The sequence below is a fragment of the Hydrogenovibrio kuenenii DSM 12350 genome, from assembly GCF_000526715.1.
In the GTDB taxonomy this organism is placed as follows: Bacteria; Pseudomonadota; Gammaproteobacteria; order Thiomicrospirales; family Thiomicrospiraceae; genus Hydrogenovibrio; species Hydrogenovibrio kuenenii.
This window is the reverse complement of record NZ_JAGP01000001.1, coordinates 2,226,258-2,239,901: the sequence shown is the minus strand read 5'-3', so window position 1 is coordinate 2,239,901 and position 13,644 is coordinate 2,226,258. Positions and strand designations below refer to the sequence as shown.

Here is a 13,644-nt window from a genome sequence, read left to right as displayed (position 1 = left end):
TGGCTATTGAAAGAGCTTTTGTGTCATCTCTTCTATATTTTTTTCGGAAACATTCGGTACTTTTGGTGCGTGCCCTTCACGGAATACTTCAAAGAAAGCGCCGGGCGTATCCGCTGGTACGGCATTCCCAGTTGTTTTATCGATAGGCACATTGACCAACCCATCTGGGATAGCGAAAGGTACATTTGGGTAAGGCTTGAGTGCCTGTCGCATGAAATCAATCCAAATAGGCAAGGCTGCACGTCCAGCAAATTCGTTACGCCCCAGCGTACTTGGTTGATCAAAACCAACCCAAACACTTGTTGCGATATGGGGGTTAAAACCAGAGAACCAGGCATCTTTTTGGTCATTGGTGGTACCTGTTTTACCTGCGATGTCTTTTCGGTTCAATACGCGAGCAGCTCGGGCAGTACCGTGGTTGATAACATCTTGCATCATGGTTGTCATGATGTAAGCGTTTTGTGGGGTGATGATTTCAGGTGCAGTTGTTGGGTCATCAGGTGTGCACTGTACGCTACAGGCTTTTTTCGGGTTAGCTTGGTAAATGACATTGCCATCGAAATTTTGTACCTTGTCGATCAAGAAAGGTTTGATGAGATAACCACCATTGGCAAACGTTGCGTAGCCTCGAACGACTTCTTCTGGCGTAAATTGTACTGAACCAAGTGCCAAAGATAGGTCTCGATGCAAATTAAGTTGCTCTTTCGGAAAGCCAAAACGTTCGATGTACTTAATGGCGTATGAAATACCGACATGCTGTAGTAAGCGGATAGAAACCAAGTTTCTTGAGTGCATCAAAGCAACTCTTAATCGAGTTGGACCATAAAAACGGCCAGAGTAGTTTTCCGGGCGCCACACATCTTCTAGCGAAGCATCATGGAAAACGACTGGGGCATCATTAATAATCGATGCAGCAGTCATGTTATCTTCTAACGCGCTAGAGTATAGGAAAGGTTTGATATTTGAACCGACCTGTCGGCGAGCTTGGATTGCTCGGTTAAACTTGCTGCGGAAGAAATCATAACCGCCAACCAATGCTTTGATACTGCCATTATCTGGATCAATCGAAATTAAGGCTGCTTCGGTTTTTGGGTTTTGTGCTAGTTCCCAACCGTTATCAGTTAATTGCAAATAAATGGCATCCCCTACGGTGAGTACATCCGTTATTTTTTCTGGTGTATCGCCTGTTTTATTCACATTGATATAAGGCTTAGCCCATTTAATGCTATCAAGTGATAAGTGAGTTTCAGAACCATCTTCTAGAAGTACGGTTGCATCATCGTCAGTAGTTGCGGTGACAGCGCCTACATCCAAAGAAGCAAAAGTTTTCAAGTCATTGAGTTTGGATAATAACTGCGCTTTATCTATCATGATTGTTGGTGCAAAATGCGTGATAGCGCCTCGATAACCATGTCGTCTTTCGTAATCTTGTAAGCCATCTCTCACCGATTTGTTAGCCACATCTTGTAGGTGGCTGGAAAGCGTGGTGGTAATGGTCAGGCCATTTTTTAAAGCATCGTCACCGAAATGTTCAATAGCAAAGTCACGAGCCATTTCGGCTACATAACCCGCTTCAACATCAATACGAGAACCAGTCAGTTTGGCATGAACTGGCACTTCAATAGCTTGTTCCATTTCTTGCTCAGTGATGTAGTGGTTTTTGTACATGCGTTTGAGTACATAGTTACGACGCAGCTTAGCTCTTTCCGGATTGTAAATTGGGTTATAACGAGAAGGGGCTTTTGGTAGCCCGGCAATCATGGCATATTCATCTAAAGATAGATTTTTAATGTCTTTCCCATAGTAGGTTTGTGCAGCAGCAGCAACTCCATAAGAGCGATAACCCAGGAAGATTTTGTTTAGGTAGAGAGCAAGTATTTCTTCTTTACTGATTTGGTGCTCAATTTTGTAAGACAGAATGATTTCATTCAGTTTTCGCAAGTAAGTCTTTTTCTTTGTTAGGAAAAAGTTTCTTGCCACCTGCATTGTGATGGTGGAACCACCAGATTTTTTATGTCCTGTTGTTACCAACTCATAAACGGCACGAGCAAGCCCTTTAAAATCTACGCCGCCATGCTTAAAGAAATCTTCATCTTCAGCAGAAACGATGGCTTGTGTCATGCGCTCTGGGATTTGAGTGTAATCCAGTGGGATACGTTTCTTGGTGCCAATCTCACTAATCAGTTTGCCATCTGAGGTCAGAATTTTTAACGGCACCTGGTAAGAGACATCTTTCAAGGAAGACGCATCTGGAAGGGTTGGATAAATGGTTATAGTGTAATAAATTGCACCTGCTAAGAAAGCGGCAGAACCAGAAAAGAAGCTAAACCAGAAAAATCTTTTGAAGAAACCACGCTTTTTTTTCTCAGGCGGTGGCGTTTCTTGTTCGGGTGCTTGGCGATCGTAGTAATCGTCGTTGCGCAGTTCATCAGACATAGGGAGCAATAATAAAACTTTATTAGGCTAAAAGAAGTTCATTATACGTGATAAAAATCTAGCTAAAAAGCGAGAAAAGATGACAAAACTGTAAAAAAGCCATAAAAAAACCCGACTTAGGTCGGGTTTTTCTAGAATGCTCTCTCAAGACGTTGTTTATTTTTTAGAATAACGTCCAGATTTGATGTCATCGTACATCAAGTATAGGTTACCACCTACGATAATGACGATTGCAGCAATTACGCCGAACATACCAATATCAACCTGTAGTGACTGAGGAAGGATACCACCCCAAATCCCTAACAGTACTAGCAATGGAATAATAACTGTAATAGCTAAAACGCCAAGCATTTTAATAAAATTGTTCATTTGCTTTTCCTCAGATAGTTGTAAGTCCATGACAACACCTCGAACTATACTGTCCTAAGCTCAAAAATTCAAATAAAAATATTGATTCGTATCAAGAAAAAATCTTTATTAGCAAGGATATAAAAAATCTTTGTTTTCAGAGTGCTTATGGCCGTCTGCTGTCATTCTATATTTTGGATTTGTTCTCGCATTTGCTCGATTAAAACTTTGCATTCCACACTGGCTTGAGTCAATTGTGGATCAATAGCTTTTGAGCCTAAAGTATTTGCTTCTCGATTGAGTTCTTGCATTAAGAAATCTAAGCGCCTACCGACCACGCCATTTTTTGCGCTTAACAGGCGAGAGACTTCGGTTAAGTGGGTTTCTAGACGTTCAATTTCCTCTGCAATATCTGCTTTCTGCGCAATGATGGCGACTTCTTGATGAAAGCGATGATCATCCACTTGTCCTGCGAGTTCTGCAATGCGTTGCTTTAAAGCTTCTGTGTGGTGTTGCAACGCTTGTGGATAAATGGTTTTGACCTTCTCAATTTCTTGGTGCATTTGTTCAGTTTTTTCTGACAAGATGGTGGCAAGAGCTTTGCCTTCTCTAGTGCGGGCTTCATTTAACTGATCAAGTGCTTGTTGTAAGCAGTCAAGAATGGCGGTGTTTAAGGCTTCTGGTGAAAGTGAATTTTGTTGTGTTTGTAATATGCCCGGCCACTTCAATATATCTAATGGGTTGACTTGTGTGGCTTCTGGTAAGGATTGTTGCACGGATTCGATGGATTTGACGAGTTGATTGACTAGGTTAATATCCACGTGAAAACTTTCAGCCGCTTCATTGAGAGTAACTTGTAGCGAACCTTCTAATTTGCCTCGGCCAACCGATTTTTTAATGAGTTCTCGTGCCGGCATTTCTACGGTTTTAAGGTTCTCTGCCATTTTTAGGTAGATTTCTAAATAGCGTTGGTTGACGCTACGCAGCTCCCAACTGATTTTCCCCCAATCATATTGTTGCTCTATTCTGGCAAAGGCTGTCATGCTTTTCATGTAAAGTTCCCCTCCTTGGTGTTAGGTCGGCTGGCCTAATTGAGCCAGTAATAAATTGATTACGGAGAAGAGATGGTTTGAGTGCGGAGTCTTCGTCTCGTATAATCCCTTCATTCTAATCAAAAGTACTCAATAAGGACAAACCAAATGAGACCAAGTGGCCGCCAAACAAATGAAATGAGACAAGTTCGATTAACGAAGAACTTCACGAAACATGCTGAAGGCTCTGTGTTAATTGAGTTTGGCGATACCAAAGTGATTTGTACCGCCACGGTTGAAGAAAAAGTACCACCGTTTTTAAAAGGTAAAAACCAAGGTTGGGTAACGGCTGAATATGGCATGTTGCCTCGTTCAACTGGTTCTCGCATGCGTCGTGAAGCCAGTGCAGGCAAGCAAGGTGGACGAACGGTTGAGATTCAGCGTTTGATAGGTCGCTCATTAAGAGCAGGTGTGGATCTTGTGAAATTGGGCGAGCGTAGCATTACGATTGACTGTGATGTTATTCAGGCAGACGGTGGTACACGTACAGCATCGATTACAGGTGGCTTTGCGGCGATGGCTTTAGCGATTGATACTTTAGTCAAAAATGGCACCTTGAGCGAAAACCCATTGATTCAAAACGTTGCCTCTGTTTCGGTTGGTGTTTATCAAGGTACGCCTGTGTTGGACTTAGATTATGCAGAAGACTCTAATGCAGAAACGGATATGAACTTAGTGATGACTGAAGATGGCCGTTTTATCGAAGTTCAAGGTACGGCAGAATCTGAACCTTATTCGATGGAAGAAATGAATGCAATGATTGCCTTAGGCGCTAAGGGCATTCAAGAGCTGATTGAAAAACAAAAAGCAATGTTAGCCGAGTAATTTTGATGAAAGAACTTGTTTTGGCAACCGGCAATGCCGGTAAGTTAAAAGAAATGCAGCATATCCTTGAACCTTTAGGGTTTGAAGTACGTCCACAGTCCGACTTCTTTCAAGATGAAGCAGTTGAAGATGGCCTAAGCTTTATTGAAAACGCGTTGATTAAAGCGCGCTTTGCTAGTGAAAAAACCGGATTGCCTGCCATAGCAGATGACTCTGGTTTAGAGGTTCCTGTTTTGCAGGGCCAGCCTGGTATTTTTTCTGCACGTTATGCCGAAGGATACAAAGGTCAGTCAGCATCGGATGCTTTAAATAATGAAAAGTTGTTAGAGACGATGCAAGGTAAAACAGAGCGCGAAGCTTGTTATTATTGTGCAATGGTTTTTGTTGAGCATGCTAAAGACCCAACACCTAAAATTGGCTTAGGGCAATGGTGTGGTCGCTTGCTGGATGCACCACAAGGCACGGGTGGGTTCGGCTATGATCCATTGGTGTGGTTTGATGCATTTGACTGTACGGCAGCAGAATTATCTAAAGAACAAAAAAACCAAGTCAGTCATCGCGCGCAAGCATTGCAAGCCTTGATGGCGCAGTTTAATCCATCTTGAATTTATTGAGAGTAGTTTGCCAGTTTGGTATTTTTAGCAAAATCTGCCAGGCTGGGTATCGTTGTTTTTCTCAATCGTGTTAAAAATAATAGTTCACACCCAATGACAAACTAGATAATCCGAATTGAGGTTGACCCAACAGTCGATTGTACTCCATGTGTCCCGTCATATTAGATAAACCTAGCCTCGAACGAACCCCTAATCCATAAGCAATATCAGCTGATTCTCTGGTGGCTTGTTGCAAAGTATTGTTTTGAATAACGGCTGTCGATAGGTTGCTATAGGCAACACCAAATAATCCATAAGCTTCAACGCCTTTGATGTTAATAAACCCTTTACGTAGCTGTAAAGTAAATAAGACACTCACTTTTTGATTGGCAGATTGCCCATTCCAAGTCACGGTTTGATCCGAACTTGGCACCGCCATACTTGCTTCAACAGCCAAAGAATCATCCAAATGATGTCCGACATTGATCATAAATACTTTTGGACTGGTAGCTTCAATGCCTGGGTTTTCTACACTTAGAAAGTTGTAACTCAGTCCCCAATATTCGTTGAGTACTTTAGGGGCGCGTTTGTGTAAGGTCGTAACTGGAGCCGTTTGCTTTTTTTGTGGATGTGCCGTTATTTTGATAGCGGTAACTTTTGGTGGTTCCGGTAGTGGTGGAATAAAGGAGGTGGTTGCGTAAGCATTGTTAAATGAGCTTGTTAAAATCCAACCGAATGCTATGCCCGTTAAATGCTTTGAAAATCTAGAGATCAGAATTGTTTTTGCCATGTAGGTTCCACTAAATATTACGCAATCTTTTTTATTAAGCAAAGACTGTGCAAATATGAATTAAAGTACGACTGTTGATGAACAGGCATTGGAAAAAAGAAAAAACTTTCAGTAGAACAATTTTAAGTTTACTTACCTATTTAGAAGATGCCTTTTAAAGATTGATGCTCTAGAATGATATTAATTCAATCTGTGTTTTAGCTTGCGAGCAGCTTTATTACATTCAACTTTTATGAAAAAAATTTCCTATCATAAGATAGTTCAACTAGAGCGTTTTAATACTCAAACCATTACTTACAATGAGTTGACGCAGGCGCCTAATGCAGCCTATCAACAAATTCGTGTTAAACCGATTGATGCCTATCGCCTGATTAAGCCTTATTTACAACGTAAAAGTTATGAACAACTTAGAGCGGTATTGCCGTTAGCGCTGTATCTCGCGCTTTTCCAAGTATTGATTTTGCGCCAACCTGTTGTTGATGCAGGCATGATCGCCTCTGGCTTGGTTGCGGTAGTGTTGGGGTTGATGCTTTTTATGGAGGGGCTGCGTCTCGGGCTGATGCCATTTGGTGAAGTGATGGGCTATAAATTACCACAAAAAGCGACCTTGTCAGTTGTGCTGAGCATCGCTTTTCTGTTGGGTATAGGAGTCACTTTTGCCGAGCCAGCAATCGGTGCGCTAAAAGCGGCCGGTGTTAATGTTGACCCTCACCAGGCACCTTATCTTTACGCTTTGCTGAATCAATGGACAGAGCCACTCGTTTTGGTTGTTGGTGGCGGTGTGGGGTTGGCGGCAGTCTTGGGAACGCTTCGTTTTTTGAATGAATGGAGTTTGAAACCACTTATTTATCTCACACTCTTTCCGACACTAGCAGTCACCTACTATATTGCACAAGATCCGCATTTGAGTCGTTTAATCGGTTTGGCGTGGGATTGTGGTGCTGTTACCACGGGGCCGGTAACCGTGCCTTTGGTGTTGGCACTCGGTATCGGTATTACTTCTGCGGCCGGGAGTGGTAATAACTCTTTATCAGGGTTTGGGATAGTCACCCTTGCTTCGTTATTTCCGATTTTAGGCGTTAGCCTATTGTCTATTTATGTGCAGTCAACGGTTTCTGTGGCAGATATTTTAAGCGCAGTACAACAAACCTCACAGGTAACGACAGCTTGGTATGACATGACACCTTTTACAGAAATCATTGCTGGGGTGCGCTCTATTGTGCCTTTAATGTTGTTTTTGGCATTAGTGTTGTTTGTGGTTTTACGAGAAAAATTACCCAATGCCCGAGTTGTCTTACTTGGTCTGTTATTTGCCGTTGTGGGAATGATTGTCTTTTATCTAGGGCTAACTTACGGTTTGGCTAAATTAGGCGGGCAAGAAGGGGCGTTGATTCCGGCAGCCTTCACACAAGTCTCGCAGATTGATGACTCACCGCTGTATTGGTTTTCATTGGGCATTCTTATTGTCATGTTGTTTGCATTTTTCTTAGGCTTTGGCGCAACCATGGCCGAACCTGCTTTGAATGCATTAGGAGCAACGGTAGAAAGATTAACCAACGGTACCCTTAAAAAGAGAACCCTAATGATGGCAGTTGCCTTTGGTGTTGGGCTGGGTATTACTGCGGGGGTGCTAAAAATTGTTTTCGATTTGCCATTGGTCTGGTTGTTGTTACCGAGCTATGGCCTCGCACTTGTATTGACGTTTTTTTCCAGCGAAGAGTTTGTCAATGTGGCCTGGGATAGTGCCGGTGTAACCACTGGCCCAGTTACCGTGCCGTTGGTGTTGGCAATGGGCTTAGGGCTTGGCGGTGCAGTAGGTGCAGTTGAAGGTTTTGGGGTGTTGTCGATGGCATCCATAGGGCCGATTTTAAGCGTGATGTCGATAGGGCTTTGGCTGAAAATAAGTATGAAATGGCAAAGTCGTAAAGCAATGGGACAAACACAGAAGGATGATGAATGATGAAGCTAGCACAAGAAATGACCGTGTTGACGGACGTGTCCTTGATTACCTGTATGGTTCAGAAAGGTAAAGCTGATGATGTGGTTGCTGCTGCCAGGTCAGTAGGCGCACAAGGTGCAACCGTTCACTATGGAAGAGGAGCGGGTATTCGTGAACGGTTAGGTTTGTTAAGTATTACCGTGGAAGCGGAAAAAGAAGTCATTCAAATTATGGTCTCTAGAGAGCAGGAAGAAGAAGTCTTTGCCGAAATGTTCGCTGCTGGAGAGCTTGATACTCCAGGGATGGGGATTATGTTCGTCACGCCTCTAGAAAGAGCAGCGACATTTATTCCAGAAAAAATTCTACAAAAAATTCACCAAGATAAAAGCTGATGTTGCACTTAAATCATGACAACCTATACCAAGCAAAAATGATTGTTTGCGTGATGTCGCGTGGCTTGTCAAACCAAGTAGTTGAAGCGCTTTATGAAAAGAAGCATATCGTTATTTCTGAGTCGTTACCCGTGAGAAATCAGGGGTCAACTATGTTGCAGAATCGTTGGATTGAAATGGATATGCTTAAAGTGATCGTGATGCCGCAATATGCCGATGATATTTTTGAGTTTATTTTTCAACAAGGCAAGGTGGCAGAAACCGAAGGTAGCTATATGTTTCAGATGAATGTGCCTTGGGCAACCCACTTTGAGCTGCCTGCTGAAGAGGCGCTCAATACGGCGGATAAAGATTAATTAAACCGAAGTTGTAATAAACTGAGAATTAATTAAATTGTGAATCCGGTAATCCCGCAGCGGCAAACTCTTCTTTAGCTGCTTGTACCATTGGCCAAGGGCCACACAGATAGACACGAAAATCTGCCAGGCTGGGGTGTTGTTCTAGCACGACTTTATGAACCAAGCCCTTCAGGCTTGTGTCTGTTTCTGAAGGTTCAGATAAGACTTCGATATAATCCAAATTAGCATGGTGTTTCGCAAGTGCAATCATTTGCTTGCGCATATAGAGATCATCCTTCTGGCGCGAACCCCAGTAGAACTGAATAGGGTTGCTACAACCTGAAGCCAGTAATTCATCCAATAGCGCTTTCAAAGGGGCAAACCCTGTGCCGCCAGCAACGAATAAGATAGGCTTTTGCTTTTCGCAAAGATCATCATCCAACTTGTATTGTGGCTTCGGCCCTTCCACCAACACTTCATCACCAGCTTCCAGTGTGAACAAACGTTGATTCCACGCATTGTCTTCATGTTTGCGAATATGAAGTTCAATATGACCGTCATTGCGCGGAGACGAAGCAATAGAGAAGGGTTTCAAATCTTCCTGTTCGAAACCAAGCAATAGATAGTCTCCCGCCTGATAGCGAAAAGGCTGAGTTGGCTTAAGAATCAGCTGCAAGGTATCGGTTGAAAAGTGTTCAACCTGAATGACTTTAAAAATTTGGCTCATTTTCATCTCAATGATGGCTCATGTAATGGTTTGCTTGGAAGTGGTTGGTTAAAGGCGAAATTCGCTCCAAACCGGTGCGTGATCCGAAGGTTTTTCCATGCCTCGTACCGCATAGTCGACGCCGCTGTCTACCGTGCAAGCATTTAGTGGTTCGGTTGCCAGTAAAGTATCGATGCGAAGACCACGCTTCGGATCATCATCAAAACCTTTTGAACGGTAATCAAACCAGCTGAACGTATTGTTATCTTCTGGGTGGATGGTGCGGTAAGTGTCTTTCAGACCCCAATTTTTTAAGGTCGCCCACCACTCGCGCTCCTCAGGTAAGAAACTGGTTTTACCGGTTTTTAGCCAGCGCTTACGGTTTGGTTCACCGATGCCGATATCAATGTCTTCTGGCGAGATATTGAAGTCGCCCATGACCACTAGCTTTTGCTCAGGCGAGCATTCCGTGTGTAGGTAATGCATCAGGTCTTGATAAAACTTTTCTTTTGCCGGAAATTTTACCGGATGGTCACGGTTTTCACCCTGAGGGAAATAACCGTTGATAACGCGAACTTCATTACCGTCGCTATCTTTGAAGTCGCCGATAATCATGCGCTTCTGTGCAGTTTCATCGTCGGTTTTCCAGCCGTATTGCGCATTGACTAACTCAACTGTATCGCGATACAAAATCGCTACGCCATAATGCGTTTTTTGCCCCATAAAAATGGCTTTATAGCCCATTGCTTCAATGTCATCTATCGGGAACTCATGATCTTGTACTTTGGTTTCTTGTAACCCGATAATATCAGGGCACTGACTATCGGTTAGCGCCTGAATCTGATGCAATCTCATGCGAACACTGTTGACGTTGAAAGAAACGATTTTCATGGCTTTTGGGGTTTCCGGCTAATTCAAAATAAAGGCGAAATTATATCAAAATTGACTCGTAAAAGTCGGACAGATTTCAGACCTAAACAGAAGGTTTTTATACCAGAAAAGACTAAAAGAACATGCGCCCTTGTTCTTCTATTGCACGTCGTACAAGTGATTGTTTGAGTACCACCGCCTCTTGTGGAAGGCGTCCCGTCACGACAGCATCGATTAAGTAGCGAGGTTGAGTGTCCATTTGTTTGGCCATTTCGATTAAATCAACATATTCCAAGTCTGCAGTCAGCTCTTCATCAATCATATGGCCTAGCGCACTGAGTGTTTTATCGGTTTGCTCGATAAATGATTCTGGGTGAAAGCTCAGCACCTCTTGCGAACCTTTTTGCTCAAACTTCGCGATATCAAACTTAATGAATTGATCCAATAGTTTTTGGATACGACCCTTAGTAACCCCTAAAACAGTTTGTCCGGTTTCAATAATTAAACGAACGGGGACTTGTGCTTTTTCTTCTGTGTTCACTTTGGGCGTTTCTTCTATCGGATCTGGCTGTCTAGCCCATGCCGGTGTGGAAGCAGCAAGCTCAGATGCTGTTTCAGGCATGGTTGTAGCATCATTTTTCTGTGTTTTTAATAACAGCATAATGAGATGCGCTAATGATGACAGGGCATGCCCTAATGTCGAGTTCTCGGTAGCAAAATTATTGAGGGTTGCAACGCGTTTAATCAAGGAGTTGACGATAGCGCGAAACAAAGGAGAAAGGTCTTCAATCATTTTATCGACATGGCTACTGTCTATTTCATAGACCTCTGCATCAGTTTTAGCAATCGCGGAAGCCACTCGTGGTGCGGAAGAAATAACAGCCATTTCGCCAAAACAAGCACCTTTTTTCAAGATGCCAAGCGTAACGGCCTTGTCATCTTTTTGAGTGCTGATGCGTATTTCGCCTTCTTTAACAATATAGACTTTATGGCCGGGTTCGCCTTCTTTGAAGAGAATATCTCCGGCTTTAAATTTTCTTAATTTGTTTTGTGATGAGTTGGACGTTTCAGACATGGCTTCCAGCTTCTCTACGAAGTAGTTGTGAACTCATTTTTACATAAATTTACTGTTTGGAGGTAGTAACTTGTACCGGAAGTGGCTAAAAACGTTTTTGCAAGATAAATGCTTTTGATATGATTGTAAGCCAATGTTTTGTCATTACCCAAATGAGATTTACCCTGATTTTAATAGGGTATTTGAGGTTTCCTGAGTTTCGGGGCATGGGAAAAATGGGTGAGTCAATATTACATATCAATTTATTTAAAAAGGTTAGCGTTTCATGAACAGAGTGTTTCGATTAGTGATTTCATGCCCGGATCAAGTGGGGATAGTGGCAAAGGTAGCAACGTTTATCGCAGAGCAAGGCGGGTCGATTGTTGAAGCCAACCACCATACAGAAACGATGGATCAATGGTTTTTTATGCGCCATGAAATCCTAGCCAGTTCATTGAATAACGACTTGGAAGGTTTTAAAGAAAAATTCACCCCTATTGCCGAAGAGTTCAATATGGAATGGCAAGTGTTTGATTCTGCCAAGCCAAAACGCATCGCCTTATTTGCCAGTAAAGAATCTCACTGCTTGGCTGATTTACTTTATCGCTGGCACGAAAAAGACCTACCGGGTGAAATCGCCTGTGTCATTGCTAACCATGATGACTTGCGTTCCATGGTCGAGTGGTTTCAAGTGCCGTTCCATCATGTGCCAGTAACACCAGATACCAAACCGCAAGCGTTTGCTGAATCTGAAGCCTTAGCAGCGAAATACGAAGCTGATGTCATAGTGCTGGCTAGATATATGCAGATTTTGCCACCGAATATGTGTCGTGATTATGCTGGTAAAGTCATCAATATCCATCACAGTTTCCTACCATCATTTGTTGGCGCAAAACCTTATCACCAAGCTTATGAACGTGGTGTGAAACTGATAGGTGCCACCTGTCATTATGTGACCGAAGAGTTAGATGCAGGACCGATTATCGAACAAGAAGTCATTCGCGTCAGTCATTCGCAAGATATAGAAGATCTAAAACGCCTAGGACGAGATGTTGAAAAAATTACACTGTCGCGCGGATTGCGTTATCACCTTGAAGATCGTGTATTGATTCACGGTAATAAAACGGTGGTATTTGCGCCTTAGGTCAAAAAACATTTAAAAAAAGCGCTTCTTGAAGCGCTTTTTTATTTTATAAGTTTTGTTCAAACTGCAAGTAAGTACGGTTCACATTGGTTTTGTGCCAGGTCTTATAGTGTTTCAAATGTTTAAACTCCGGCCAATCGGCATTTGCCGAAACCGCTTCCCCAACGCCCATCATTTCTTCGGCCGCGGTAGACATAATTCTTACTAATTTATCGAGATAGTTCCCCGTATCCTGTCTGGCTTTTTGCCAATTACAAACTTGACCATGTCCTGGTACGATGAATTTGGCATGGAAATGTTGTGCTTTATGGAAGGCTTTTTGCCAGCTGGCGACGTTAGAAAATGGATGGATACCCAGCATTCTATCGACAAAAATCAAATCACCTGAAAACAAGACTTTCTGTGTTGGCAGCCACACTACTGCGTCTCCCGGAAAATGCGCATCGCCTAAATATTTGATCTCAAACTTCACGCCGCCAATGGTTAAGTTGGCTTGGTCTTTAGCAAAAGGTTTGGCTGCGGTGACAGGTTTGGTGCTGGCAAAAGCACTGGAAATTTTAGTCATATTCGCAATTTCACCTTGCCCCATCGCTTTCTGGGTTTTGACCGTTCTAGCTAGTGCGTAGATAGTTGCGCCTTTGGATGCAAAGTAACCATTTCCAAGCCAGCGATGATCCTGACTGCCAGTGTTAATGACCGCAATGATTTTTTTAGACGTGACTGCTTTTGCAGCTTTTTCCAATGCTTTAGCAGCGGGAATGCCAGTTCCGGAATCAATCAATACTGCGCCAGCATCCGTGACGACTAAGCCAATATTGTCATTTAGTCCGAGATTCTCAGGGGTTCGATTGGTTAAAGGGCCGATAAAGGCATAGACATTTTTGGTCACAGGCTGAAATTTAAAGTCCATTGCAAAAGCTTGTGAGCTTTGCATAGCCCAGAAAAACACTAAACTCGATAGAACTAACTTGACTGATTTCATTTGAACCTCTTTACATCTGTGTAAACGGATTTATTAATAGTATGCCTTTTTTAGGTAAATAACAAGCAATTAGAATGTGTTGTATTCACGATTTTATTTATGTCTAAACAAAGTGTTGATAGTTTCTTGTTATTCG

General features: G+C 42.7%; 14 protein-coding genes. 6 read left to right on the top strand and 8 right to left on the bottom strand.

Annotation, left to right across the window (positions count from 1 at the left end; genetic code table 11):
* Positions 1-3: 3 nt before the first annotated feature.
* The 3 genes from N745_RS0110495 to N745_RS0110485 all read right to left on the bottom strand — a co-directional run bounded on the left by N745_RS0110495 (position 4) and on the right by N745_RS0110485 (position 3,836).
* Positions 4-2,436, bottom strand: a complete 2,433-nt coding sequence (locus tag N745_RS0110495) for a penicillin-binding protein 1A (RefSeq protein WP_024852082.1) — start codon at positions 2,434-2,436, stop codon at positions 4-6.
* Positions 2,437-2,592: 156 nt separating this feature from the next.
* On the bottom strand, positions 2,593-2,805 hold the full coding sequence (locus N745_RS0110490; RefSeq protein ID WP_024852081.1) for a hypothetical protein: 213 nt from the start codon (positions 2,803-2,805) through the stop codon (positions 2,593-2,595).
* A gap of 161 nt (positions 2,806-2,966) precedes the next feature.
* Positions 2,967-3,836: a YicC/YloC family endoribonuclease gene (locus tag N745_RS0110485; protein WP_024852080.1), complete on the bottom strand. Its 870-nt coding sequence runs from the start codon at positions 3,834-3,836 to the stop codon at positions 2,967-2,969.
* Between the two features lie 147 nt (positions 3,837-3,983).
* On the opposite strand from N745_RS0110485, the gene rph reads away from it, so the two are divergent.
* On the top strand, positions 3,984-4,700 hold the full coding sequence (gene rph, locus N745_RS0110480; protein ID WP_024852079.1) for a ribonuclease PH: 717 nt from the start codon (positions 3,984-3,986) through the stop codon (positions 4,698-4,700).
* A 5-nt stretch (positions 4,701-4,705) separates the two neighbouring features.
* Positions 4,706-5,305 carry an RdgB/HAM1 family non-canonical purine NTP pyrophosphatase gene (rdgB, locus tag N745_RS0110475; RefSeq protein WP_211239103.1) on the top strand — a complete coding sequence of 200 codons (600 nt, stop codon included), beginning with the start codon at positions 4,706-4,708 and terminating at the stop codon, positions 5,303-5,305.
* A 79-nt stretch (positions 5,306-5,384) separates the two neighbouring features.
* Here rdgB and N745_RS0110470 read toward each other — a convergent pair whose 3' ends face one another.
* A complete protein-coding gene (locus tag N745_RS0110470) occupies positions 5,385-6,083 on the bottom strand; it encodes an outer membrane beta-barrel protein (protein ID WP_024852077.1) in 699 nt (232 codons plus the stop codon).
* A 232-nt stretch (positions 6,084-6,315) separates the two neighbouring features.
* On the opposite strand from N745_RS0110470, the gene N745_RS0110465 reads away from it, so the two are divergent.
* Genes N745_RS0110465 through N745_RS0110455 form a run of 3 tightly spaced genes read left to right on the top strand, consistent with a single transcriptional unit; the run spans position 6,316 to position 8,770 of the window.
* The gene (locus N745_RS0110465) at positions 6,316-8,043 is read left to right on the top strand and encodes a DUF1538 domain-containing protein (RefSeq protein ID WP_024852076.1); all 1,728 of its coding nucleotides are present in this window, start codon (positions 6,316-6,318) and stop codon (positions 8,041-8,043) included.
* On the top strand, positions 8,040-8,414 hold the full coding sequence (locus N745_RS0110460) for a P-II family nitrogen regulator (RefSeq protein WP_245595682.1): 375 nt from the start codon (positions 8,040-8,042) through the stop codon (positions 8,412-8,414). Before N745_RS0110465 ends, N745_RS0110460 begins: the two co-directional genes overlap by 4 nt.
* Positions 8,414-8,770, top strand: coding sequence for a hypothetical protein (locus N745_RS0110455; RefSeq protein ID WP_024852074.1), 357 nt, complete (start codon positions 8,414-8,416; stop codon positions 8,768-8,770). Before N745_RS0110460 ends, N745_RS0110455 begins: the two co-directional genes overlap by 1 nt.
* Before the next feature lie 28 nt (positions 8,771-8,798).
* Here N745_RS0110455 and N745_RS0110450 read toward each other — a convergent pair whose 3' ends face one another.
* From N745_RS0110450 to N745_RS0110440, 3 genes are all read right to left on the bottom strand, one after another.
* Positions 8,799-9,479 carry an NAD(P)H-flavin reductase gene (locus N745_RS0110450; RefSeq protein WP_024852073.1) on the bottom strand — a complete coding sequence of 227 codons (681 nt, stop codon included), beginning with the start codon at positions 9,477-9,479 and terminating at the stop codon, positions 8,799-8,801.
* 48 nt (positions 9,480-9,527) lie between these two features.
* The gene (xthA, locus tag N745_RS0110445) at positions 9,528-10,349 is read right to left on the bottom strand and encodes an exodeoxyribonuclease III (protein WP_024852072.1); all 822 of its coding nucleotides are present in this window, start codon (positions 10,347-10,349) and stop codon (positions 9,528-9,530) included.
* Positions 10,350-10,461: 112 nt separating this feature from the next.
* Positions 10,462-11,403: a cyclic nucleotide-binding domain-containing protein gene (locus tag N745_RS0110440; RefSeq protein ID WP_024852071.1), complete on the bottom strand. Its 942-nt coding sequence runs from the start codon at positions 11,401-11,403 to the stop codon at positions 10,462-10,464.
* A gap of 265 nt (positions 11,404-11,668) precedes the next feature.
* Between N745_RS0110440 and purU the strand changes: the two genes are divergently transcribed.
* Positions 11,669-12,526, top strand: coding sequence for a formyltetrahydrofolate deformylase (gene purU / locus N745_RS0110435; protein ID WP_024852070.1), 858 nt, complete (start codon positions 11,669-11,671; stop codon positions 12,524-12,526).
* 46 nt (positions 12,527-12,572) lie between these two features.
* Here the strand turns inward: purU and N745_RS0110430 are convergent, their stop codons facing one another.
* The gene (locus N745_RS0110430; RefSeq protein WP_024852069.1) at positions 12,573-13,508 is read right to left on the bottom strand and encodes an MBL fold metallo-hydrolase; all 936 of its coding nucleotides are present in this window, start codon (positions 13,506-13,508) and stop codon (positions 12,573-12,575) included.
* Positions 13,509-13,644 lie beyond the last annotated feature (136 nt).